At 46.2% G+C, this 26,521-nt stretch carries 15 protein-coding genes; all 15 read right to left on the reverse strand.

Going from position 1 to position 26,521, the window contains the following annotated elements; genetic code table 11:
* Positions 1-39: 39 nt before the first annotated feature.
* Positions 40-3,309 carry a SusC/RagA family TonB-linked outer membrane protein gene (locus DN748_RS02215; protein ID WP_201741400.1) on the reverse strand — a complete coding sequence of 1,090 codons (3,270 nt, stop codon included), beginning with the start codon at positions 3,307-3,309 and terminating at the stop codon, positions 40-42.
* 357 nt (positions 3,310-3,666) lie between these two features.
* Complete coding sequence (locus DN748_RS02220; protein WP_112370139.1) at positions 3,667-4,377, reverse strand: sialate O-acetylesterase; 711 nt, start codon at positions 4,375-4,377, stop codon at positions 3,667-3,669.
* 61 nt (positions 4,378-4,438) lie between these two features.
* Positions 4,439-6,553 carry a TIM-barrel domain-containing protein gene (locus DN748_RS02225; protein ID WP_112370140.1) on the reverse strand — a complete coding sequence of 705 codons (2,115 nt, stop codon included), beginning with the start codon at positions 6,551-6,553 and terminating at the stop codon, positions 4,439-4,441.
* Positions 6,554-6,628: 75 nt separating this feature from the next.
* Entirely contained in the window at positions 6,629-8,125 is a 1,497-nt protein-coding gene (locus tag DN748_RS02230; RefSeq protein WP_112370141.1) for a sodium:solute symporter family protein, read from the reverse strand.
* 3 nt (positions 8,126-8,128) lie between these two features.
* Entirely contained in the window at positions 8,129-9,067 is a 939-nt protein-coding gene (locus tag DN748_RS02235; RefSeq protein WP_112370142.1) for a dihydrodipicolinate synthase family protein, read from the reverse strand.
* A gap of 6 nt (positions 9,068-9,073) precedes the next feature.
* A complete protein-coding gene (locus tag DN748_RS02240; protein WP_161554451.1) occupies positions 9,074-10,441 on the reverse strand; it encodes a sulfatase-like hydrolase/transferase in 1,368 nt (455 codons plus the stop codon).
* Between the two features lie 53 nt (positions 10,442-10,494).
* On the reverse strand, positions 10,495-11,946 hold the full coding sequence (locus DN748_RS02245) for a sulfatase (RefSeq protein ID WP_201741402.1): 1,452 nt from the start codon (positions 11,944-11,946) through the stop codon (positions 10,495-10,497).
* A 25-nt stretch (positions 11,947-11,971) separates the two neighbouring features.
* Positions 11,972-13,486: a sulfatase gene (locus DN748_RS02250; RefSeq protein ID WP_201741403.1), complete on the reverse strand. Its 1,515-nt coding sequence runs from the start codon at positions 13,484-13,486 to the stop codon at positions 11,972-11,974.
* A gap of 3 nt (positions 13,487-13,489) precedes the next feature.
* Positions 13,490-15,034 (reverse strand): sulfatase family protein, encoded by a 1,545-nt coding sequence (locus DN748_RS02255; protein ID WP_112370144.1) that lies wholly within the window; start codon positions 15,032-15,034, stop codon positions 13,490-13,492.
* A gap of 3 nt (positions 15,035-15,037) precedes the next feature.
* On the reverse strand, positions 15,038-17,005 hold the full coding sequence (locus DN748_RS02260; protein ID WP_112370145.1) for an FG-GAP repeat domain-containing protein: 1,968 nt from the start codon (positions 17,003-17,005) through the stop codon (positions 15,038-15,040).
* Positions 17,006-17,030: 25 nt separating this feature from the next.
* Positions 17,031-18,509, reverse strand: coding sequence for a RagB/SusD family nutrient uptake outer membrane protein (locus DN748_RS02265; protein ID WP_112370146.1), 1,479 nt, complete (start codon positions 18,507-18,509; stop codon positions 17,031-17,033).
* Positions 18,510-18,521: 12 nt separating this feature from the next.
* Complete coding sequence (locus DN748_RS02270; RefSeq protein ID WP_161554452.1) at positions 18,522-21,575, reverse strand: SusC/RagA family TonB-linked outer membrane protein; 3,054 nt, start codon at positions 21,573-21,575, stop codon at positions 18,522-18,524.
* 146 nt (positions 21,576-21,721) lie between these two features.
* Entirely contained in the window at positions 21,722-23,410 is a 1,689-nt protein-coding gene (locus DN748_RS02275; protein ID WP_201741404.1) for a ribulokinase, read from the reverse strand.
* A gap of 23 nt (positions 23,411-23,433) precedes the next feature.
* Positions 23,434-25,197, reverse strand: a complete 1,764-nt coding sequence (locus DN748_RS02280; RefSeq protein ID WP_112370148.1) for an L-fucose isomerase — start codon at positions 25,195-25,197, stop codon at positions 23,434-23,436.
* 45 nt (positions 25,198-25,242) lie between these two features.
* Positions 25,243-26,163: an alpha/beta hydrolase gene (locus DN748_RS02285; protein WP_236636757.1), complete on the reverse strand. Its 921-nt coding sequence runs from the start codon at positions 26,161-26,163 to the stop codon at positions 25,243-25,245.
* Positions 26,164-26,521 lie beyond the last annotated feature (358 nt).

The following is a 26,521-nucleotide window of genomic DNA, read 5'->3' on the forward strand; positions in this document are numbered from 1 at the left end:
AGTATCGGGTCGGACGGGTATTTCACAATATTTTAAAGATTAAAACGATACATTAACTCCCATAATAATGGTTCTCATCCTCGGATAGGGCGATAGGTCAAATCCGGGAGTAAGAGGGGTGTGCCTGGTCGAAACTTCGGGGTCTACCCCGGTATACTTGGTCCAGGTATAAAGGTTTTGTCCCGAGACATATATCCGCAAGGCATTCAGTTGAAGCGTCTCCAGAATGTGATCTCCGAAATTGTATCCCAGGGAAACCGTTTTCAGCCGGATAAAAGATCCGTCCTCAACCAGCCTTGAAGAATAAAAATTAGCCCCCAGACCATTGAGCCTGGGAATGTCGGTATCCTGGTTATCAAAAGTCCACCGATCTGCCATACTGGCAAACTGGTTGGAGTTTGTTCCTATAAACCTGCCGTTTTCAAAATTGACCTTATTGGCATTGAAAACATCATTCCCGTAAGAATACTGAAACAACACATTCAGGTCAAATCCCTTAAACCTAAAATTATTGGAAAACCCCCCGTAGAAATCAGGGTTTGGGTTCCCTATTACCGTATAATCGTCAAGATTGATCTCCCCGTCACCGTTCTGATCTACATATTTCGCATCTCCGGGTTGAATATTTGCCCGGGGTGCCCCGTTGGCCGGAAATTCATCCCTCAGCACAAAATCGCCTTCCTCGGTAAGATCGAAATCACCGACCTGATAAAGCCCGTCAGCTTCCAGTCCGTAAAACTGGGCAACAGGTTCCCCGATTTTTGCAGTATACACCGAATTATTAACAGACCCTACTATGGTTATACTCGAGGTTAATTCTTCCTGGTTTTCGGTCAGGGCCAGGACTTTATTCCTGTTAAATGAAATATTGAAATTGGTAGACCACTGAAATTCGGGTTTACTGATGTTAATGGAGTTGAAAGAAAATTCCAGGCCTTCGTTAGAAACAGAACCCACATTTTTAAAGGCCCGCAAATACCCTGAAGAATTGGGTAATTGTGCCCGTAACAGAAGATCATTGGTTTCCTTGTAATAATAATCCGCCGTAAAGTTAAAGCGGCCATTCCACAAAGACAGGTCTACCCCGGTATCTACCTGATCGGTCGTTTCCCATTTTAATTCCGGATTGGTCAGAACATTAGTGATCGCTCCCAACCGGGGAATTTCATTGCCGAAAGAGTACCCGTTATTAAGTCCGCTGTTTAATTCTGATAAATAGGCAAAGGTCGAAACCCTGTTATTTCCTGTTTTACCATAACTGACCCTCAGTTTCAGGTCTGATATCACATTGCTCTTTTTTATAAAGTCTTCCTGTCCCAGTTTATAGGCAAAAGCTCCGGAAGGAAAATAGGCCCATCGGTTTCCCGGCGCAAATTTAGAAGAGCCATCTGCACGAAAAGAAGCCGTGAACAAGAATTTGTCCATCAAGGTATAATTTACCCTTCCCAGAAAACTTTGTAAACTGAAGCTGTTCTTCTCTGCAAAAATTTCCCTCGGGGTTCCCTGGTCAAGACCATTCAGGCCCAGATTTTCATTAGGCAACTGGAAAGCACTCATGCCCGAGAGCTCAAACTTATCCAACTGCTGTGTGAAACCGATAACGGCATTGAGCTTATGCTTCCTGTTATCCCATTGTTTGTCATAGGTCAATGTGTTTTCATTGGTAAAGACCTTCTTTTTTATGAATCGCCTGCTCCCGTTTACTCCGATGGAAAAAGGAAAAATAGTACTTCCGGAACGGGTTTTGGAATTGTCAAAAGCATTGTTTTCCTGGTTTATCATATTCACCCCTCCGGTAATACTTAACTTCAACCCGTCCAGCAACCTGTAATTTAACCTGATGTTCGTAAAAAGATTTTCACTGATTCTTTCCCTGAATGAATTTTCAAGTTGTAGCTTGGGGTTGACCCTGAACTGCACCCCCGGGTTAACCTCGGGATCCAGCAACTGGTCTTCAAATTCTATATCATCCTCCAAAGGTGTCGTAACCGGCCTGTAAGCCCAGATATTATTCATAATATTTGCATTGGCACCTCCATCATCTTCAGAAACAATAGTCCCTTTTCTGTTTACATTGGCATAATTTACATTCAAGTTAATATCTACTTTATCATTGATCTTCTGGTCCAGCCTCAGGCGTGCCTGATATCTTTTAAAACCGGTATTTATAAAAATCCCTTTTTGATCAAAAAAAGAGCCCGATACAGAGTACCTGGTTTGTTTTGTTCCGCCTCTCATAGACAAATTATAGCTTTGAATAGGTGCTGTTTGCATCGATTCTTTATACCAGTCTATGGTTTTCAGGTTTTTATAGTCGTCCAATGTCCTGCCTACACTGTCGAGATAAATTCTTGTTGCGTATTCCGGGCTGAGTTCCTGTTGCAGTTTTACAAATTCATATCCATCCAGAAGTTCCAGCCTGTTGAGGTCTTCCTGAAATCCCGTATAAGTATCAAACTCTATAACCGGTTTGCCTACATTTCCCGATTTAGTGGTGATGACCACTACCCCGTTGGCTCCCCTGGCCCCGTAAATGGCAGTAGCAGAAGCATCTTTAAGAATATCTATGGATGCGATATCGTCCGGATTTAAAAAGCTGTTGTCATTATCCTCTACAGGGAAACCGTCTACCACATACAAAGGAGAATTATCCTGGGTGATGGAATTTCCTCCACGGATAACTATATTGGGTACACTACCCGGTTGCCCGTCATTGGAAGTTACCAGAACCCCGGCAATACGTCCCGCAAGGGCTTCATCGTAGGAAGAAACAGGGGCCTTCTTCAGTTCATCTACATTTACCTGCCCCACAGAGCCCGTAAGGTCCTTGCGGTTTACCTCACCATAACCTATCACCACTACCTCATCGAGTACATTCAGGTCACTTTTCATAATGGCATTGATAACGGCCTTTCCGTTAACCTGTATTTCCTGGGGAACAAATCCCATATACGAAAATACCAGGGTTGCATCAGAAGCGACATTGTCAAGGCTGTAATAACCGTCCATATCTGTCACGGCTCCTTTAGGAACCCCCTTTACAACAACGTTTACTCCGGGTAATGGCATTCCGTCTTCCTCAGCAACAACCTGCCCCCTGATATCGAGGTGATCCTGCTGGTACAGGAAAGCAGCAGCTCCAGAAACACTTTCGCCTGCGGTAAAGGAAAAAACAGGTAAACTCAACATTCCGAAGACAAAAAGAATAATGTATTTTCCTTTGAACGAAACTTTCGACAAAACATCAAAACACATCTTCTCCAGTGAGAGAGTATCAATGTTTTCCTGATTGTAATAATTTTTTTTCATTAAAGCCCACTTTTATAATTTACATACTTATTAATTCTTTATTTGGGGTATCCGAAACAATTTAATCGATTAAGTAGCATTAAACAAAAAACCCCTCAGGACAAAAATATAAATAATATGAAATATATTTTTATATCAAATCGACATTTTTTTCACAAAAAAATGTCAAATACTTAAAAAACCTTCCTGAGAATGGCAAAAGACGCTTATAAGATTTCATCCCTGCCAACAGACATCGAGAATTTGTCTGCATCCTGTCCTTTCGGCTTGCCCGGGATCTTGCCTTCGGTTCCTTTTTGCATATTTTTTTCCGTTCGCCATTATTCAATTACTTCCCGAACAATGGGGTAGCGATAGTTATCCTTTATTTTTTTCGATTAACGCAATGGCCTTTTCAAATAAGCGTTCGCCCAGTGTCTGATAATTATGAGGCCTTATCTTCAGGACATTTTCATCCCTTCCGTCATTCAGGTCATCCGTATCCACCCAATCATACCGGTCATCCGACTCGGCAACTTTTACCTGAATATCCCTGATCATATCCCAATCGACGTACTCCTTTTTTTTATCTGATCCGAAGTCGTTTAACCGGCCTATCACCACATTGATATCTTCCCGTTTCAACTGGTCCCTGAACTGCTGGAACAAACCTTTTAAACTTCGTTCATAAACATTTCCGAAACCTTCTTCAGCATCCGTCTCACCTCCCATCCAGATCACGGTAACGGTTTTCAGGTCCTGCCCTTTTATAAGCGGGTTTACTTCATTGAAAATGGCCCGGAAAAGCGCCGGTTGGGCTTTAGGCTCATTCCCTGTCAGGGGTTTCCAGTCTTTATACCATCGCCTGATGGCCTGACCTCCCAGGGCACTGCGGACTACTATCACATTATCCTTGCCAAATTCCTCTTCCACCAGGGGAGTAAAAAAACTTTCGTAATCAAAAAGGGCCATATTGACCTGACCGGAAAGGATAAACAGGTGTTTTCCTTCTTCCTCCTGTCCAGAGACAAACGCGGAGCACATAAGGGTTAAGACACATATCAGTAAAGTGGTTGTTCGTGTTTTCATAATTCGTCGTTTTTAAGTTAGTGGTTAAATGGTTTTAAATTTATAATCGGGTATTATTGCATTATTTCTCTAACGATAATGTGATCACTTCGTCAGCCGACCAGTCGGAATACGTGATCAGCCCGTCATGTATATAGCCTATTTTATATACTCTTCGCAATTTTCTGCTTCCTTCGGTCTGTTTTATCTCTACCCTTACCTCATTATCATCTGCGCTACCGGTAAAACGATGTAGGGAATATATGCCTTTCTCAAATCCGAAACCGTTCCCTTCATCATCATACAGTGTTCCGGAGGCTTTTCCCTCTTCGTCGGGATTGATCAGGAGCACGATTTTCCGGGTGTTGTAATCTTCCGTACTTTGAAAAACCTCATCCGCTATGGGCACAATAGCTCCCGGTCTCAGTTTTACGGTAGCCTGGTAATCATCCTGTTCTTCTTCAAAAGGAATGGTTTCCCATTTACCTCCGGGCAAATGGGGCCTTTCAGCCCATTGGGGGATGATCAACAGGTCTTCACCTAACAAAAAGGTTTCCTCCTCCCCTCTTAAGGACAGGTCTTTTACATCCGCAAAAAAAACAGGCTGCATGACAGGTGTTCCTGCGGTATGGGCCTTTCTGAACAGGGTATAGAGATAGGGAAGCAGTTTATACCTTCTGTTGATGGCTTTCCTCGATGCATCTTCTATGGTCTCCCCGAATGCCCAGGGTTCCTGCGAGGTCGTATTTTTGGAGCTGTGATTCCTGCAAAACGGAAAATACACCCCTATGGCGGTCCAGTGCGCCAGCAGGTCTCCGTCGGCATTTTTGGAAAATCCCCCGATATCAGGCCCGTTAAAAGGCTGGCCGGACAGGCTCAGGTTCAGTGACATGGGAACAGACAGTTTCAGATATTCCCATGAAGACAGGTTATCCCCGGTCCACGTCGCCGCATATCGCTGCCCGCCGAGGAAATTGGCCCTCGACAGCACAAACGGCCGCTTGCCGGGACTGGCCTTCAATATCCCTTCCCTGCTGGCCTTTACCATAAGCATTCCATAAACGTTGTGATAGCGCCGGTGAATATCCTGTGGTAAATCACCCCCGCCCCTATGCAGGTTGGTTTCGGGCATGGTGAAATTATCGCTGTCGAAAACCGCCGGCTCATTCATGTCGTTCCATACCCCGTCTATACCCAGTTTCATAAAATCCCCGTACAGGGAGGCCCACCATTTTTGTGTTTCCGGCCTCGTATAATCGGGAAATACGCAATCTCCCGGCCATACCTCACCAACAAAAGCATTGCCGCTTTGGTCCAGAACCCAATGGCTGCCTTCGGTTCCTTGCTGATATATACCGTAATCCTCATCGGCCTTTACCCCGGGATCTATCATATACACCGATTTAAAATCCAGTTTATGCAGGTCGCGATTGAGCTTCCGGGGGTCCGGGAATCCCTGCTTATCAAAAGTGAAAATACGGTATCCGTCCATATAATCGATATCCATCCAGATCACATCGGCCGGTATTTTCCGCTTCCTGAATTCCCTGGCAATATAACGCACACTGTCGGAAGGATAGTAAGAATACCGTGATTGCTGATATCCCAAGGCCCAGAGCGGCGGCATAGGAATAGTACCGATCAGGTCTGCCAGGGCATGCATGACTTCCTGGGGAGAATTCTTTTCGATAATGACCATTCTGAAAGGGGGTCCGTAACTGGTGATCGCGATATCGTCTTTCAGGTCAAAATCCTGTTTCCATGTATTGTCCGCAAGCACCCCGAACGCAGTGCCGTCAGGCCTTACCCCCAACAACCAGGGATGTGACTGGTACAACCGTTTTCCTTCGTGCTTTTTATACACATAATTATCGGTATTCCAAAGTTCCACCGAGGTCCCGTTTCTCCGGAGGCTACCCGTAACCTCCCCGTTCCCGTAGAGGTCGACATCTTCATCAATATCAATTTTTACGGTGCTGTTCTCCCCGTCATAACCAAACTGCGGTATTAACGTCCACTGCCGGGGTATTTTCCCCCTGATCTCCAATTCTCTTTTTATGGCAAACGAAGGCTGATGACGTTCTGCTTCATAATTTTCGGGATAGAAAACAGCTATATCGTCAGCTATCAGTCCGGACGACTGGCCCCGGAGCACTAACTGAGCGCCCAAAAACAGTAATAATATGTATTTTTTCATGTATGATTATTTATAATTCAACCATTGCAAAACAAGCCCGCCAGGCATAAAGACCATCTTTCCCGCCATACGGTTTCACTTCGAAACCGGCACCTGCCTTCCGGAAAAAAGCAGGGTTAAAACAAATCCCGTAAATAAGATGGTTACTGTTCCCAGGACTATGGTCAGGTTGGCGTGAAAAGTACTTTTCATCCCTTCCCACGCTGCGGGAAAGAAAGGAGAAAGGCTCATCCAGCAAATGACCAGTATCCCGGTTACCACGCTTACAAACGCAAACTTGCCGGTAACCTTCCGGGAAATGAATCCCAATAGAAAAAGTCCCAGTATCCCACCGCTGAAAATAGAGGATAACGCCCACCAGGCATCCAGTGCGCTGGTTACTCCGTTTAAAAGCAGGGCTGCTCCTATCCCCGTACTCCCCATGATCAGGGAAGATACGAGCAATACCTTCATTTCTCCCCCGGCAGACAGGTTTTTCTTAATATAACGCTTGTAATGGTCGGTCAGGATAACGGTTGCCGAACTGTTTATACTTGTCGATATGGTACTCATTCCCGCGGCAAAGATCGAAGCTATCAGTAAGCCTGTTATCCCCCTGGGGAGTTCATTAACTATAAAATAGGGATAGATCTTATCAGCATTCTCCAGCCCCCTCAGATCTTCGGGCAACAGTCCGGGCATACTCTGATAATAGGCAAAAAGCGCGGTCCCGATAAAAAAGAAGAGCAGGGAAACGGGAATATAGAGCAAACTCCCGAACAAGGTGGAACGCACCGCCTCCTTATTGTTCCTGGCGGTGATATAGCGCTGGATATAGCTCTGGTCTATCCCGAAGTTCTGGAGGTTGATAAACAACCCGTAAACGAAGATCAGCCAGAAGGTCGATTCCACAAAGTTAAAATCAAAACTTCCCAGGCTCATCTTGTGTTGCTCTTCTGCTATACGAAAAATTTCCCCTGCCCCTCCGGGTATGGAAAAACAGATCACCAACACCGTAGCGATAGCCCCGCCTATAAGGATGATCCCCTGTATCGCATCGGTCCAGATCACCGCTTCTATCCCGCCAAACATGGCATAAATGGTGACGCTCACCCCCGTGAGTATGATTATGGTACTGATATCCCATCCCAGCAGGGCGTTCATGGGCAGGGCCAGCAGGTAGAGAATTGCCCCCATACGCGCAATTTGTGTAAGCAGGTAAAATGCGGAAGCATATATCCTGGCCCAGAGGCCGAACCTCTGTTCGAGATAATAATAGGCAGAATTGCTCTGTAAACTTCTGTATAAAGGGACAAAAAACACAACAGCAAGGATTGCCGCCAGGGGAATGGAAAGGCTGAAGACAAATCCGTTCCAATCCGACAAATAGGCCTTGCCCGGCAATGCCAGGAAACTGATACTGCTTACAAAAGTGGCAAAAACAGACATTCCGATAGCCCAGGAGGGTATTTTCCCCCCTCCCTTGACATAGTCATCAGAGGATCTTTTCCTGAACGAAAAGGAAATACCAAAAAGAATTATGGCAAGCATATATATAAAAAAGACACTCAGGTCTGCAACGGGTAGCTTCATTATCTATTTATTATTGTTTATATGTGCATTTACTTTATCCCTGAGAAAATCCAGATGATTGCATATGATACGATATTCCTTTTCCCGGAATGCCTGTAAAGGCAAAGCCATAATATTCCTGCACAATCCCAGACCATCAAGAGCGGCTTTTACCCCTTTCAGATAACTGGACTGGTGTTTTCCTACCGTATACAGATGGTTACTGATCTCCATAACGAGCCGCTGTAGTTCCATAACCCGTACATATTCCTTTTGTACCACGCTTTCATAAAGCTGCACATACAATTCCGGAAAGAGGTTGGCTCCTCCGCAAATTCCTCCCGATCCTCCCATAAGGGCTGTTTCCGCCAGAATTTCCTCCGGGCCTACATACAGTGAAAAACCCGGTATTTCCTTTAAATTGAATATGAGGTTCTGAAAATATTTGGAATCTCCCGAACTGTCCTTCAGTCCGATAATATTCGGATGCTGTGCCAGCCGCATGACGGTTTTAAGCTCGAAATAAATCTTGGTATTGGAAGGCATATTGTAAAGAAACACGGGAAGAGGAGATCTGTCTGCCAGTCCTTCGTAATAATCAATGAGTTCTTCCTGCCCCAATGTATAGTAAAAGGGAGGAGCGGAAACTACGGCAGAAGCTCCCAGTTCACCGGCTTTTTCGGCAATTTCCAGGCTAACCTCGTGAATGGAATCGGTTATGCCCACCAGTACGGGAACCTTATTGTCCACAAGTTGCAGGACTTCCTGCATAAAACGAAGCCTTTTTTCAAGGCTCAGGCTTGCAGCCTCCCCGGTCGTTCCCAATATAAATATACCGTGTACCCCGCCGTTGACAAGGTGCTCAACCAGTTTCTGTGTTCCCTCCAGGTCTATTTCCTGTTCCGAAGTCAAAGGAGTTACCATAGGTGGTATAATTCCTTTTATATTTAAAGTATCCTGCATAATTTATTACATATTAATAAGCTTCTCATCTTTAAAATCAGTATTCTTCAGGCGGTCCTTTTCCACCCGCGCACTCCATTTTTCCAGCATTTTCAACATCTGCCTTACCTTACCGGGATATTTGGCAGAGAGGTCACCGGATTCCGAAGCATCTTCCCTTATATGGTAAAGTAAAGGCTTAAGGCCGGATTCCCCTGTGATATGATCCAGGTCTTTAAAAGGCCGGACCAGTTTCCAGTCTCCAAGCCTTACTGCTGCATTATGACTGTAAAACGGTTTATGCCGGTTCCACTGCCAGAATCTGGCTTCGGGCAATTTACTTCCTGAAGTTCCCTGTAGGATTGCCGAAAGACTTACTCCGTCAAAATCTTTTTTCACCCGCCCGGCAGCCTTCAGCCCGCATATATCTACAAGAGTCGGGAATATATCTGTAAAGTGTACTACATCGTCAACCTGTCCCGGAGCAAAATGCCCGGGCCAGTAAAACAGCAGGGGAATGTGAATCCCTCCCTCGTATACCGTGTATTTTTTTCCCTTCTGATCCATGTTGAACCGGGTACCGGCGCCGGGATCCTGACCGTTGTCACTTGCAAAAATGACAAGTGTGTTCTCACTGATCCCAAGCTCTTCCAGGGTATTTACCAGTTTCTGAAGCCCTTTATCCATGGCCTCTATCATGGCGTACACCTTGGCCGTTTTATCATCAAATCCCTTTTCAAGGTAATGATTTACCAGTTCCCGGGGGCCTCCCAGCGGACGGTGAGGGGCAGAGTAGGCCAAATGCATGAAAAAGGGAGTTTCCTTATTGCTTTTTATAAAATTTACGGCATGCTCCGTAAGCACATCATCGAGATACTCGTTTTTATATTTTTTCCTGTTACCGTTTTCGTCCAGTGTAAAATTGTAATACGTTTTTAAATCGGGGCCAACAAAGTGATAACTTTCATCAAAACCGCGTTTCAGCGGATGAAAAGGCGGTAACATTCCCAGGTGCCATTTTCCTACCAACGCGGTTTTGTAATTGTTGGCCCTGAACACATCGGCCATAGTGACTTCACTGGTCTTTAAACTGGTAAACCACGGTTCCGTAGCCATACTCAGACTTACCACCCCGGTCCTGTGCGGGTACTTCCCGGTGAGCAGGGAGGCCCTTGCGGGAGCACATACCGCCGAACCGGAGTAAGCGGCATTACACCATATTCCTCCATCTTTCAGGGCATCCAGGGCAGGGGTCCTGTTCAATCCGCCGTTTACCGAAGAAACGTCTCCTATCCCCATATCATCAACCAGGATCAGTATGACATTGGGAGGGTCCTGTGCATATGCTCCGGAAAACATCCCCAGAAAAACGGTTATCCATAAAATATATTTCAAGCACATATCATTTGTATTAATTCGACTCATTTCCTTTTCCGACATGATCTTTTTCACCTTTTCACGAGAGGCTCAACAATGGCACCCTGAAGTTTCCGGTGTAGCTCATCCACCACCTTCCGGAATCTTTTTTCACGGGCCAGGTTAATACTCTCTTTATCATCGTAGTAATGATCGTAAAGTTCCCGGTCTACAATTTCCCGGGTATCAAAATCGAGCCATTCCGTATACCGCCAGCGGTCGGTCCTTACCGAATATCCCATGACATCCGGCTTACCTTTGTAATACATGGGCCGGGGATGCTGGGTAAAAACGGCATCGTTTACTGTTGCATTGCCGTCTTTTAAAACGGGCACAAGGCTCTTTCCCTGTATACCTTCGGGTTCTTCAATACCGCATAATTCAAGAAGCGTGGGATAAATATCGAGTAATTCTGCCAAAGACCCGGTTTTATGACCTTTCATGCCTTCTCCGGGCACGGAGATGATAAAGGGTACCCTGGCATCATTCTCAAAATTCGAGTTTTTCCCCCATAAGGAGTGTTCCCCCAGCTGAAACCCGTGATCTGACCAGAACACGACAATGGTATTTTTATCCAGCTGCAACCGTTTCAGTTCGCTTAATACCTTTCCCACCTGGGCATCCAGAAACGAGACAGCCGCCAGGTAACCATGACGAAGTTCCAGTACATCGCTTTCACTCAGCGTATTGGGTTCGCCCCGGAAAAACTCCCAGCTGTCGTGCAGGGCAATTTCCGGTATCCTTTTGGGCGGATCTCCGTTATATACTGCCGGGATAAGGTCTTTATCATACATGTCCCAATATTTTTCGGGAGCGTTAAAAGGCAGATGCGGTTTCCAGAAACCCACCGCCAGAAAGAAAGGTTGACCGGGATTTCCTGAAAACCCCTGTAAAGCTTCTACCGCTTTTTGTGCTATACGGCCGTCATAATACGCTTCATCGGGAACATCAAGTCTTTTTGTCCATTTGGTTCCGGCAGTATTTTCAGGCAGTTTTCCCCTTACCTGCGGCACATCGTCATTGTGTGTCCCGTAATGCATGACCGGCTCTACACTCCACGATTCCGGGTAATCGGCATGTCCGTCCACATGCCAGTTATGGTATATCTTGCCGATGTCCTGCGTAAAATAGCCGTTCTTTTTAAATTGTTCGGGAAGTGTTACCACATCATCCGTACGGCGAATGGGAGCCGTCAGATTCCACGATCTTGTATTATCAGGCCTTCTCCCTGTCATCACCGATATCCTTGAAGGGGCACAGAGCGCCTGTTGACAATAAGCCTTGTCAAACAAAACACCTTCCCTGGCCAGCTGATCTATATGAGGAGATTTAACCAGGTCATTACCATAACACCCGAGATCTGTTCTCAGGTCGTCACAGGCAATAAACAGGACGTTATACTTCTCCTGTGCTTTTATGGTCATGGTAAGGCTGAAGAACAGTACCATCACCTTAAACAATCCGTATCTTGTTTTGTTCATCATTTAGTTATTAGTTGGTTTTAGAAGCCTACTTCCCGTTTTTCCTCGGAAACCTGGCTTCCCTGTCATTTAGGGTTTTTAACAATTCGTTTTTTAACGCTTCCCCTTCGTCTGATTTTATCCTCACTGATTCCGAATGATCCCTGTTCAGGTCGTATAACTCGGAGCTTTCACCTTCATAAAAATAGATTAATTTGTGATGGCCTTTTCTGATAGAAGACTGGGGCCTGGTCTGACTGATGTATCCGTCATTAACCCCTATTTGTGATCTTGCCTCATCAAATTTTTTTCCTTCGGGATGATAATAGGGAAAATGCCATATAAAAGTTCTGTTTTTTAATGCTTCGGGGGCGTCTTTATCCAGGAATAAGGAGGTCACGGAAACCCCGTCCAGTTCCGGCCCGGTATTGAGATCATTCACAGACCCCCCGGCCAGTTCTATAAAAGTGGGAAAAAAATCGGTTTGTATCAAAGGTGTGTCACATACCGATCCCTTTTCGATTTTTCCCGGCCATCGGGCAATCATGGGCACCCTGACCCCGCCTTCATACAGGTTCCATTTGCTTCCCCGGAACGGACCGTTACAGGCAAAAGCGGGGTTACCCCCATTGTCTGACGTAAACACAATCAAGGTATTTTCATCAAGCCCCAGCACATCTACCGCTTCCAGTAATTGCCCTACGTAATGATCGAACAGCTCTACAAAAGCAGCATATCTCGCCTGCTTTCCCGGTATTTTCCTTCCTTGTTTTTTTCCTTTCTCTATATATTTATCGATCAGCCACTCTACATTATCACCTATAGGGGTATGTACATAATAATGGCTTACATACAAAAAGAAAGGGGTTGTATCGTCTTTGTGATCTTTTAGGAACTGAATGGCTCCTTCGGTCAGAGCATCTGTCGGAAAGTCTCCTTCCCGGGTATATTTTTTCAGTTCCCTTTTCAATATACTCTTTTGATAGGGATGTGAACCGTAAGTCTCCCTGCCCCAGTCAAACCCCTGTTGAAGGGGGCCGTGAGTCGGGCTCCAGCCCAGGTACCTCTTATAATGGGGCGCTACATGCCATTTACCTGCTATCCCCGTAGTATACCCGTATTTTTTCAAGGCTTCGGCTATCGTGACCTCATCCAGAGGCAAGGTCAATGTATATGGTGGCGGTATTAAAGCCTTATCCGCAAAACGCTGTAACCAGCCGGGATCATCCCATGAGTATTTCTCACCTTCACTCATGGTCACAAATTCGAAACCCAATCGTGCGGGCGATTTTCCGGTTAATATCGCTGCCCGCGAAGCCGTGCATATAGGCGCAGGAGCATAGGCACTCCTGAAACGCATTCCCTGCGTGGCCAGCCGGTCTATATTGGGGGTTTCTATAAAATCATAACCGTATTCCTTCCCGAAGGCAGCTACGTCAGAATACCCCAGGTCATCGGCATAGATCAGTATAATATTAGGTTTTTCTCCATGCTGTGCATATCCGTTTATTACCATAAGCAGCAAACACACCAGACCAAAAATTTTATCCGATACCCGTATCATGTCCTAATAGAATTTCCCGGTTACTTTCAGATCCTTGTCCAAATGCCCCAAAAGCGGGTCTTTGATCTCTTTCATCTTTTCCAGTATCTGTTCCGTCAGTTCCTTTTTTACCTGTTTTATTTCCGGCCTTTCCCCTGAAAAAAGATTGATGTGTTCCTCCGGATCTTCGGCTATATGATACAGCTCATCTCTTCCGGGATTCAAAAAATCTTTCACCAGTTTCCATTCCGGAGTCCTGTAGGTACGCATATAGGCCTGACTGTAATTGATCTGGCTGTACTCCGCATAGAAATCATCCGGCCAGTTCTCTGCCTTTCCCTTCAGCAGGGGCACCAGGCTTCTTCCCCTTAATATCTTCCCGGAGGGAATATCGGATTGTGTCATTTCCGCCAGGGTGGGATACCAATCGAGATTGGATATGATCTCGTCGTAAACAGTTCCGGGTCTGATCACTCCGGGCCATTTGATAATGGCCGGCACCTTTAAGGAAGTGTCGTACATGTTCGGACGTGACCTTTTGGCCAGGTTGCCCTTTGCAGGGTGTGGCCCTTTGGTAACCCAGAAACCATTTCCCTTATGTTCGATACCGTTATGCCCCATATTATACCCGTTGTCGGAAGTAAATATGACTATAGTGTTGTCTTCTATCCCCAATTCTTTCAGCAGGTCTGAAATACGCCCCAGATTCCTGTCCACGCCACTGGTACTGGACATATATTCCCTGATCCTCTTTTTGACCACTTCCGTCAATAAACCGGGATAATCGGGATTGGGAATCTCCGGGTCCAGGTTTTCATAAGGCTTCCAGTCCTTATCGTTTAAGGGCAGCCAGGGCCCGTGGGGTGCCCGGTAATGCAAGCTCAATAAAAATGGCCGACCGGCATTTTCCCTGATAAAACCTATGGCATGTTCCGTTAAGATATCACTGGTATATCCTTCAAAACGTTGAAGTTTTCCTTCTTTCTCCAGTTTGGGATCTTTCGGGGATATTCCTCCACCGGTCAGCCCCATAAAATAATCGTACCCGTTATTGGTGGGATGGTATTTTTTCATGGTTTCTTTCTGCCAGTCTCCCACATGCCATTTTCCGACCAGGGCAGTGGCATACCCGTTATTTTTCAGTACTTCCGCAAAGGTCAGGCTATCCGGGGACATTCCTATCTCTTTATCGGGCTCGTACAGTTTATGCCCCGGTGGCGGTATAAAATCATATACGCCGTATTCGCTGGCGTATTGCCCCGTCAGTAAGCTGACCCGTGACGGACTACATACGGGGGTGCTGACAAAAGAGTTTGTAAAATAAGCGCCTTCTTCTGCCAGCTTGTCCAGGTTGGGCGAATAGGTCTGATAGGCCCCGTTCACATTTTTCCGCGTGATATAGTCCGGACCTTCCTCGTTGTAATTATTTCCGACACCTATGTCCCAGGCTGCCTGGTCATCGGTATAGATAAAAAGGATATTGGGTTTTTGCTGTTGGCCGTACCCCAGGTAATACCCCCCGATAAGGAATACACTCAAAAGTGAAGTTATTTTTCTGTTGAGTACCATTGTTTATTTGCCTTTATTTTCCAACCAATACAGATGTCCGTCTTCTGCTCCTACCAGAAGGTCCCTGACCCCGTCGCCGTCCCAATCTACCGTTGTAGGGCTTGTGGTATGTCCGGCCAGTCGTTGCGGGGATACCGGTCCCCTGTTCTCAAACCGTACCTGGCCGTCCTTATCACCGGTATTTTCATAAAAATCCACATTTTTACCGTTTACCAGCAAATCGAGGTCCCCATCACCATCCCAGTCCGTAAAGGTCAGTTTTCTCCTCCCGCTGCCTCCGGCCTTATTGGCAGACAGTCTTAAATCGCTCCCGTTTTCGTCTTTAAAGATACGTTTTCCGGGTTTTAGGTATAACTCACCGTCATCGTTTTTAAACCGCTCATAAAAGGCGAGGTAACCTTCGTGATCCAGCATGATCAGGTCTGTCAGGCCATTCCTGTTCCAGTCTGTAGCGAAAGGAGTGGTCCTCCACTGTGTGGAAAGTTCTTCCTTTCCCGGATTCCACCAGTTCCAGGCGGGTTTGGGAATATCGCTATCTCCCCAGGCTACTTTTACGCTTTCACGTTTGGCCAGCCGGGGTTCTTTTCGGGTTCCCACATTCTTGTACCATTCCACTTTACCCCAGATAGAATTGATGATAATATCGTGCAAACCATCACCGTCCCAATCGGCAACACTTAAGGTGGTATACCCCCATTTTCTTTCTGCGGGGCCTTGGATGGAGCCGTTCTCTCCCGCAAGAATACGAATGATCTCCCCGTCTGCCTTCAGATATTCGGGGGCCGCCCATTTGGGGAAACCATCGTTACCGTTACCGAGGTTCTCAATAAAGCCAATATACCCGGCGGTATTTCCACAGATAAGATCCTCATCTCCGTCCCCGTCCCAGTCTACACTATAGGGAGTAACAAGCCCCCCGAATTTCACATCGTCTGCCTTTTGTTTCAAATATACGGGCGATTTAAATACCGGCATGTTATCTTCTTTTTTCCCGGTATTCTCTATAAAGGCAACCCGTCCGTCTTCATCTCCTACAATCAGGTCTATGGTGCCGTCGCCGTTCCAGTCCAGGGCAACGGGTTTCATCATCTCCAGGTCCATGGCTACCAGGCCGTCTTCATTGCTCAACAGCCTTCCTTCTGCATATTCCGGGTTTTCTCTCGAACCGGTATTTTCAAACCAGGTAAAGGTGTCTACAAACTCCCCGCAAATAATATCGAGATCGCCGTCGCCGTCAAAATCTTCTATATTCGGGGTGGTATTCCCGTACACATCCAACGGCTTTCCTTTTGCAGTCTTTAGTTTTCCCTTGTTGACCATTTTCCCGTTTTCATTGGTAATCAGGTAAACATAACCGTGCAGATCCCCTTTTTTCCATTTGCCATTCTCATCGAAACCCTCGTCCCAGCCATATGGTTCCCAATCGTCGACACCCATGATAAGGTCCAGGTCACCATCGTTTTCATAATCCACATACTGCCACTGGCTGAAACGCCTTTTGGGAAAGTCTTTCAGAATACTGTGGGCATTGAAAATACCCAGGGGCTGGTTGTAAAGCTGCTTGCGGAAATCTTCATATTCAAGACCAGGCCCCAGTATTCTGGGCTCATCACCGATATAGGAAACAGAAACGTTTCTAATACCTTCGGCAACGCGGACAGGTTTTTCGAAAACCGTACTGCCATCGGTCTGTTCCGATTTGTTTTCAAACAGATAGGTACCGGAATAAGGGGCATCGGTACACGATACGAGAAGATCGAGGTCACCGTCACCATCAAAATCCATCGGGATGGGACTTGCCCATAAGCCCACTCCCAGATCAACCTCCAGTCCGGGATTGTTGAACTTTATAATTTTAAAGTTATCCGGGCCGGACTGATCTTCTGTAGTTTGTGCGGGTTTTGATCTGTCCGGCTCATTGCAACTGCTCAACCCCAGTAGTAAAAACAAGCTTATTTTAAATATTCGCATGGGTACAATATTATAATTTATGGTATTATCTGTAACCTGGATTCTGTTCCAGCAAAGGATTGGCATTCATGGCAAAATCAGGTATCGGGTAGCGCACCTGATGATCCCTTGCCGGAAGCCCTCTTTGCTGTGCCCTTTCGATGAACTTTCCATGACGGACCAGATCGTCCCTTCGTTGTTCTTCAAGATAAAACTCCCAGCCTCTTTCCTCAAGGATAGCATCATTGAGTTCTTCTGAGGAGGTAAAATCGGATAACTCCAGTTCTTTTACATTTGCACGTTCCCTTATCTCATTGATCAGGTCTATGGATTCCTGGTTCGGTCCGTTCAGGCGGTTTAATGCTTCTGCCCTGGACAGGAGGATGTCGGCATACCTTATCACCGGTATGTCATTGCCGTATGACGGCCCCGCAAAATCCTCACCCGGCCAGTATTTAAACGGCCTGGGATTATCATTCGGCGGCATGAGATCTATCAGTTCACCATCGGTATTGATATATTCTGTAATAATAAGTGATTTTCTCTCATCATCCTCATCAAAAGAGTTAAAGAAATCGTCCCTCATCCTCAGGTCCGTACCGAAAATCCTGCACCCTTCACACATTGTCAGCCCGGAGGCAGGGTGACTGGCAAAATTGACGGGATATGCATAATTCATATAACTGATACTGGCTGTCCTGTCTAAATCGGCTTTAGAGGTGCGCACCCAGATAAATTCATTATTTCTTTCGTTTCCTTCCTGAAAAAGCTCGAAATAACCGGGGTATATCCCATAATGTCCGAGATCTGTTACCTCCTGGGCCATATCTGCACATTTCTGCCATTGCCCTGTATTCAGATAAAATTTGGTCAGAAAAGCCATGGCCGCTCCCTTATGAGCCCTTCCGTATGCCTGTTCTTCTCCCGGATCGGGCAGGTCGTCGATCACTTCAAGAAATTCCGTTTCTATGAACTCCTTCATTTCTTCTTCAGTAGCCCTCGGTATACTCTGTGGCTGTTCCGAACTCGTTCTCAGTGGTGTGGGGCCGAACCGGAGATAGAGATTATAATATCCCCATGCCCGAACAAATCTCGCCTCGGCCGATATCAGGGTTTTCTCCTCTTCGGAAATATTGGCCTCCCCGATATTCTCCAGGATGACATTGGCATTGCGGATTCCCTGATAGGGTTGGTTCCAGTATACCCCGTATATCACGCTGCCCACACCGTCCAGAACAAAATCCTGAAAATTAGTGGCCCAGTTATTAATGGCCCCGTCGGTCACAAACATGACATCTGTCATCGTTTCACTGGTTATTAATCCCTCTGCTGCCTCATTGATATTCATTGCCGAAACACTGGAATACGCGCCGTAAAGTACGGATTCCACTCCGTCTATAGAGTTAAACAGCTGTTCGGGGGTGGTCTCCGAAAAGATATCGGGATCGAGGGAAGATTCACAGCCGTTAAGCAGCAGCAATACCGTGAAGAAAATTCCCAGAGATGATATTTTTATAGCTTTCATAAATGTTATAATTTAAAATCCAACCTTTAGGCCCATAAGAAATGTTGTCGCCGAAGGGTATCCGTTCCAGTCCACATTAAAATTGGATACGCCATACGGATTCAGCGCGGGGTCAAAACCTTCGTAATCAGATAGGGTAAACAGGTTTAATCCCGATACATATACCTGCAATGACCGCAACTTGTCCTTCAGTATCTTATCAGAAAAATTATAGGACAGCCTCACCGACTGCAACTTGATATATGCCCCGTCCACAACAGTCCGGGAATTGACGGCCTGTGACCTGTCATTATTCAAATAAGAAGGCTGATCATTCGTCGGGTTCTCCGGGGTCCATCTGTTCAGGAAAGGCTTTCTGAACCTGTTGGACCGCAAACCGGAGATCGGGAAATATTGTTCGATAAGATTTCCGTTCACCATTTTAACTCCTTCCACTCCGGTAAACATGAAATTGAGATTAAAGTTTTTGTATGTGATGTCGTTGGTAAACCCCCACTGGAATTTCGGAAAGGAATTTCCCAGGATAACCCGGTCGTCAGTATTGATAATACCGTCATTGTTTATATCCCTGAACTTGAAATCACCGGGCTGTACATTGTTGGATACCGAAGAAAAATCATCTCCTTCCTGCCAGATTCCCAGAACCTCGTACCCGTAAAAAGACATCAGGGGCTTGCCGGGGACAATGATCCCGGCGGGGCTTGGAGACGGGGGAAGTCCTCCCGTATAGATCTCCTCTATCCCTCCCAGGTCGAGCACCTTATTCCTGATGGTGGAAAAGTTGAAATTCGAACTCCACTTAAAATTATCACTGTCAATATTATAACTGTTAACCATAAACTCGACCCCGTGATTTTCCATACTTCCTATATTCACATACTGCGAATTAAACCCTGTGGAAGACGGGATCGGCAAATCGAGTAACATGTCTTTTGTCTTCTTTTTGTACCAGGCCAATGACCCGGATATCCTGTTCCTGAACAAGCCGAAATCCACCCCTATATCTATTTGTTCGGTGGTCTCCCATTTCAGGTCGGGGTTGGCTATTCTTTCCGGGTTCAGGACGGTGACAAACTGATTGTCTATCACATAACTGTCTCCCACATTATAGGTAGACAATGCCTGATAATTCCCTATCTCCTGGTTTCCCGTCTGCCCCCAGCTCGCCCGGAGTTTCAGGGTGTTAAACACACTGTCGTCAAGAAACGATTCCTGGTCGATAAGCCATCCTGCGGATACCGAAGGGAAAAAACCGAACCGCTTGCCTTCTCCGAACCTGCTGGACCCGTCTATACGGTAGGTAGCCGTAAGGAGATATTTATCCTTGAATTTATAGTTCAACCGCCCCAGGTAAGACAACAGCTGGTAATTGTATTTGGAGCTGCTGTTCACCAGGGTACTCCGGTCGGCCAGCCCGAAATTGTCTGCACCCGTTGCATCCGTCGGAAAGTTATTGGCCTGTTGTTCATTGTATCGTGTCAGGTATTTCTGGGTTGTAATACCCGCCAGCAGATTGAACGAGTGATCTTTTATTTCCTGGTTGTAATTGATGGTTCCTTCTACCAGGTAATTGGATTGGGTTGCCGAAAATGCCGTGGCCACCCCTCCGAGGGATTTACCTATAATGGTCGTACGGTCTTTGTAAACCGATTTGTCTTCGTTATTGATATCGGTTCCCACGTTAACCTTGGCACTCAGATTGGGAAGAAAAAAGTACTCCAGAAAAACGGAAACAAGAGACCGGTACCTGTTCCCTGTAATATGATTCCCGCTGATAATGGCCCGGGGGTTATCGATCTCGTAAAAATTGGAAGTCGTAAAATTCCCTTCTTCATCCCTGACAGGCAGGGTAGGGTCCCACAGTTTGGCTGCATTAATTGCACCACCCGCCGAATTTACCGTAATGCCGTTCGGGATAAAATTATCCTTGATATAACTCGTTGTCGAGCTGATCCCGAAGTGAACCTTGTCTGTTCGGTGATTGAGATTAAAACGCGCACTATATCGGTTAAATTTTGAATTTTTGACCAATCCTTCCTCACGGGTATTATTAATGGAAGCCATGTAGGTAGTCGTCTCATTACCCCATGAAAAATTAAAATTGTGGTTGACAAACAATGCCGCATCATTAAATACGACATCCTGCCAGTCTGTCCCGTTTCCCTCAAATTCCGCCACCCGCTGAACATCGGTTCCGTTCCCGGCATCTATAAGCGCATTGATCCCCGTCCTGTATTGTTCGGCATTCAGAAGGTCCAATCGCTGGTGCACTCTGTTAAATCCTACCTGGGTGCTGTAGTCTACCGCCAACTGACCCGATTTACCTTTTTTGGTAGTGATCATGACCACTCCGTTGGCTCCCCTGGCCCCGTAAATCGCTGTCGCAGAAGCATCCTTTAAAATATCTATGGATTCTATATCCGAAGGGTTCAGAAAACTTATGGGGTTTCTCGGGGTCCTGCTCACCGATATCTGGCTCCCGGCAGAGGTGATGGCAGGAGAATTATCAATAGGAACACCGTCAATAACATACAAGGGGCTGCTACCGGCATTGATAGATCCTACCCCCCTTATGTTAACCGACATTCCTCCTCCCGGCTCACCGCTATTCTTAACGATCTGTACCCCGGAAGCTTTCCCCAGTATCATATCGTCTACATTGGAGTTGGTATTTGTACTAAAGCTCTCTTCATTCAGGGAAGAAACAGATCCTGTGATTTCCTTTCTCACCTGGGTACCATATCCCACAACCACCACTTCATCCAGAAGGTCCATATCCTCTTTCATGACGATTTCCAGGTCGGACTGAGCGGAGGCTACTTCTATGTTCTGTGTCACATATCCCACATACGACAAAACAAGTACGTCTCCCGGTTGGGCCTCGATAGAAAAATTTCCGTCGAAATCGGTCACAACTCCCCTTTGGGTACCGCTAACCACAACATTGACCCCGGGCATGGAAACTCCCTGCCCGTCTTTTACATTTCCTCTTACAGTATTTTGCTGCAATACCGTAAAACTTTCATCTTTATTCAGATAATCGGCAGCGTATCCACGAGTTGACATTCCCATACAACCTGTAATCATTAACAGGTACATCAGACTGTTCCGATATCTAAAAAACGTCTTCACTTTTAAAGGTTTGTTTTCCATAATAGGTTTTTAATGATTATTCTGCATTCGAAAAAAACGTACTGATCAATTACATCAGACTATAGATAATCCGATTGATTGATCTCCTGATACCTGTCTTCTTCTGCAAGCTTTTCACTAAAACTGCACAGTTTAAGGTATTGTTCATACCGGTTCCTGAGAAAAGGAGCCAGATCCGTATTCGGTTCATACCGTATGCTGCCTGGCATTGTCATATGTTCCACCGCTTCATCAACCCGGTCATACGCTCCGGATACTACGGCGGCAAAAATTCCCGCTCCGAGTGCGGAAGCCTGTCTCGAGGCACCTATATACACCGGCAATTCCAGGATATCGGACAGGGTCTGCATGATATACCTCGATTTGTGTGCTATACCTCCCACTCCGAGAACGCTGTTTATCTCCAAACCCTCCTTCCTGAAATGTTCTACAATATGTTTCGCACCGAAACAGGAAGCTTCGACCAGTCCCTTATAAACATGCCCCGGTGCTATGCCCAGGTCGATATTGCTCAATGTCGCTTTTAAAAAGTTTTTTGCTTCCGGGGTTCTTCTCCCGTTAAACCAGTCTGTAGCGACCATATAACTATCGGCAGGAGCAATACGCTCTGCCTCCTGTTCCAGTATCCTGAGCACTTTTTGCCGTACAGCGGCATTACTCCCGTTTAAGCTGCTCCCCATTCGTTCCGTCATCCAGGAAAACTGTGCTGCATACCAGTTGAAAATATCCCCGAAAGCGGATTGCCCGGCTTCCATACCGGTCATTCCCGGTATGATGGAACCGTTTACCTGTCCGCATATCCCCCGCACAGGTTTCTCTCCGTACTCCCCGGGAACTACCAGCATATCGCAGGTAGAAGTCCCCATCACCTTGCACAGCTGCCCGGGGGTTACACCGGCTCCCACAGCGGCAAAATGGGCATCGATACCCCCTACTCCTATCAGTACATTTTCAGGAAGCCTGAGCACAGATGCCCATTCCGGGGCAATATACCCGGCCGCTTTATCACAGGTATGGGTCGCCTTAAAAAAAACACCGGGGAACTCCCCGAATACAGGATCGATCTTCCGGAAAAATTCCCGCTTCGGCAATCCCCCGAAAGCTTCGGCCCATAATGCCTTATGTCCTGCCGCACAACGGCTTCGCATCAGTTGCCGAACATCTTTTCCGCCGGTCAGCAGAAAAGGTACCCAGTCGCAATGCTCTACCCATGAATAACAGGCACGCCTCACTGCTGCATCCGCCCTGGTCATGTGCAGAAATTTCGCCCAGAACCATTCCGACGAATAGGTCCCGCCGACATACTTCAAATAGTCGGTTGATGACAGACTGTTGATATGGTTAATTTCTTCCGTTTCACCCTGTGCAGTATGATCTTTCCAGAGAAAAAACATGGCATTGGGATTGTGTTCAAACTCCGGATAAAGCGCCAGAGGAACCCCTTTCCGGTCTACGGCAACGGGGGTGGAACCGGTAGTCCCCACGGATATCCCCCTTACCCTTTTCCTTATGGTATCCCCGGCCTGGTCCAGTACATCGGTCACACAGAATTCGATCCCCTCAAGATAATCCCTGGGATGCTGCCGGAACTGATCTCCTAAAGGACTACAGTATCGCCCTTCCTTCCAGCGGGGGTAATAAAATTCGGCTTCGGCAATAATATTCCCGTCTGAAGAGGATAACAGCAAGGCCCTCATCGAGTCAGATCCGAAATCAAGGCCGATAACATAATGTTCACTGATTTTCATAATATCGCTTTTCTACCGGAAAATTATCTGTACAAAGGCCCAAAAACTTTACAAGCCCTGAAATCGGCATTTTCGGGGTCCATGCCGAAGGCTTCCCAGGTGGCCGGGCGGAAAATATGCCGATGTTCTATATTGTGATAGGAGACAGGTATTCTCAGCATGGATGCCAATGTAATTAACTCGGCCCCGATATGCCCGTAGGAAATAGCCCCGTGATTTGATCCCCAGCGGGCCATCACGTCATAAACCGTTCTCACACCGTCCTTATCCATAGTTCTGGGAACAAACCAGGTTGTCGGCCATGTCTTATCGGTACGGTCGTTCAGCGTTTTATGTACATTTTCAGGCAGATCAGTGCTCCATCCTTCGGCGATCTGTAACGTCGGCCCCAGTCCCCTGGTCTGATTTAAACGGCACATCGTAAGCGGCATTCCTCCCCTGGTGAGAAAAGTTGAAGAATATCCTCCACCCCGGAAATACCCCAGGCTTGCCGGGCTCCAGATAGTTGCATCCAGGCATTCTTCCACTTCCCTGTCGGTAATTTCCCAATGGGGTTTGATGGCAGGATTTTTTCCTGTGGCCTGCCTGCCCGTTCCGTCCAGGCATGCCGCCCCGGAATTGATAAGGTGAATAAACCCTTTCGAGGCAATCCCTTCAGGCTGCCAACCTGTTACGCGCTCTACTGCCGAAGGGCTCCAGTACGTACGCACATCGGCAAAGATCTGGGCGGTGTTGGTCAGCAAATAATTAAAGAGCATGGATACTCCGTTAAGGGCGTCGTTCTCCGTGGCCAGTATATAAGGGGCGCGCTTCCCGTTCCAGTCGAATGAAGAATTGAGGATCGCTTCCGAAAAATCGCCGTTCGGCAGGAAGTCGGTCCACTGACGCTGTCCCTGAAAGCCTGCAGCTATGGCTTCATGGCCCATGGCTTCTTCGCCAAAGCCCATCTTATCCAGTACGGGATTTCCTGTCATTAGATCACGTATGATCAGGGTCATTTTTACCACAAATTCCCAATCCTTATCCTTATTTTCCCGGGAACGCTGTTTGTCCTCATCGTTATAATCTACACCTTCTCTGCATTTTTCCCTGGTCCACTTCATTGCCCGGTCGAATTCCTCCCGGTCGAAAATATCCTGTTCTATTCTCCGCAATACTTCGGTAGCATCCACATATTCATTACGCATCCCCAGATATTCCTGAAAAAATGCCGAACTTACCTCAGAACCTGCAATTCCCATGGAAACGGAACCTATGGCCAGGTAACTTTTTCCTTTCATCAATGCCAGAACGAGCCCTGCCTTTGCAAAACGAAGCAGCTTCTCTCTCACATCATCCGGAATCGTATTATCATGAAGGTCCTGTACATTCTTCCCGTAAATACTGAATACCGGGATTCCTTTCTGGTTATACGCAGCCTTGGTCGCCGCAAGATAGACAGCCCCGGGGCGCTCCGTTCCGTTAAATCCCCAGATGGCCTTGGGATAATTCAGGTTGTAATCCATCGTTTCCGTGCCATATGCCCAACAGGGTGTCACGGAAATGGTACACGCTATATTTTCAGTATCAAACTTTCTCTGACAGTCTGCAGCTTCCTTTACCCCTCCGATACAAGTATCTGCGATGACACTTTCCACACACGTTCCATCGGGATATCTCAGGTTTTTCCTGATCAGTTCAGATAGTGAGACCGCCATCTGCATGGTCTTCTCTTCCAGTGACTCCCTGACCCCCCCGAGCCGTCCGTCTATAATGGGTCTGATTCCAATTTTAGGGTATGCTTTCATAAGTAATATTTAAACGATTAAGTTATTATAAAAAAAGGGTTCCTTTCAAGGTTTTTTCCGGTTTTTGGGAAAAACTCTTTCTATCTGTACTTGCTTCCCACCGAGAAAGACATTATTAAAATAGTCAAAAACCATATCCATAGATCCGAATCGTACCCCGGCCAGTTCATGCCTGGATTGTTCATAACTATTCAGCATATAGGACACATTCAGGTTTTTTAGCCTCTTCACAATACTCTCAGGCCCATCCAGTATCAGGTAACCCGGCTCCTTAGATCCGCAATAGTGATGGGAAGCTGTTGCATAAGGGACCAGGTCATCATCCATACCGTGGAAAAAAACGGCGGGGATGGCATTTTCGGCTGTAATATATCGTACATCCGGTAAAGCTCCCGCCAATGATAACACACCGCTAAACCTTATATCATCATAGGCTGAAGCATTGTCCAGCAGTAAATCCCTGTTGTATGCCGCACTTAAAACCGCTTCGGCTCCGGCACTACTCCCGCCTAATATGATCCTGCCGGGATCTATGCCCAGCTCCTCTTTGTGGTCCACTATATATCGCAAGGCATCAAACAGGTCTTCGACAGCCATTTTAAAAGTATTCATCTTCTCCGTCGCTTCGCAGTCACAACCAAAACTCTTTCCTTTTCTGGTCAGCCGGTAAGAAACAGGTATGGCCACATAACCATAAGAGGCAGCCATTTCAGACAGTTTTACCACTTCTTCCTGCCTGGGACTGTATTTACTAAAACCTCCTCCGTGCATAAAGACAAATACCGGCCGGTCCCGGGCTGTATTGTCCGGGCTGTAGATATCTGCGTATAAACTGTCTCCGTCCTTTTCTGCATAGATATGTGTCAAAGGTTTCTTTACCTTATATGCACTTTTTCCAAAATCGTGCTGGGCCTGGACGGGAAAACCGCAAACCAGAGAAAATAGCATAATAATATGTCTCATCATTCGTAACTATTACCTGTGAGGAAAATACTGGTATAAAACTGCCTTTTAAAAACAAAGCTGCTACAAATATAAATACATTTAATCGATTAAGTAATAATTTTTTAGTTATTTTTTTGATGAATATTAATTTTTAACTCTCAAATATAGCATAATATGAATATGGTTTGTTTATTACTCCGCTACCTGGAAGCACCAGATACTTAAGACACCTGAGATTTCCATAACCCAAAAACATAAATAAAAAACTTATAATCAGATATATAAGACACATACTTTCCTTTAAAACCCTATTATGTAGTGAAAAATGGCAAAAATAAATAGCTTTATACGATTAAGTTATTCTATTTTTGTCTGGATT

The sequence above is a fragment of the Sinomicrobium soli genome, from assembly GCF_003285545.1.
Classification (GTDB): Bacteria; Bacteroidota; Bacteroidia; order Flavobacteriales; family Flavobacteriaceae; genus Sinomicrobium.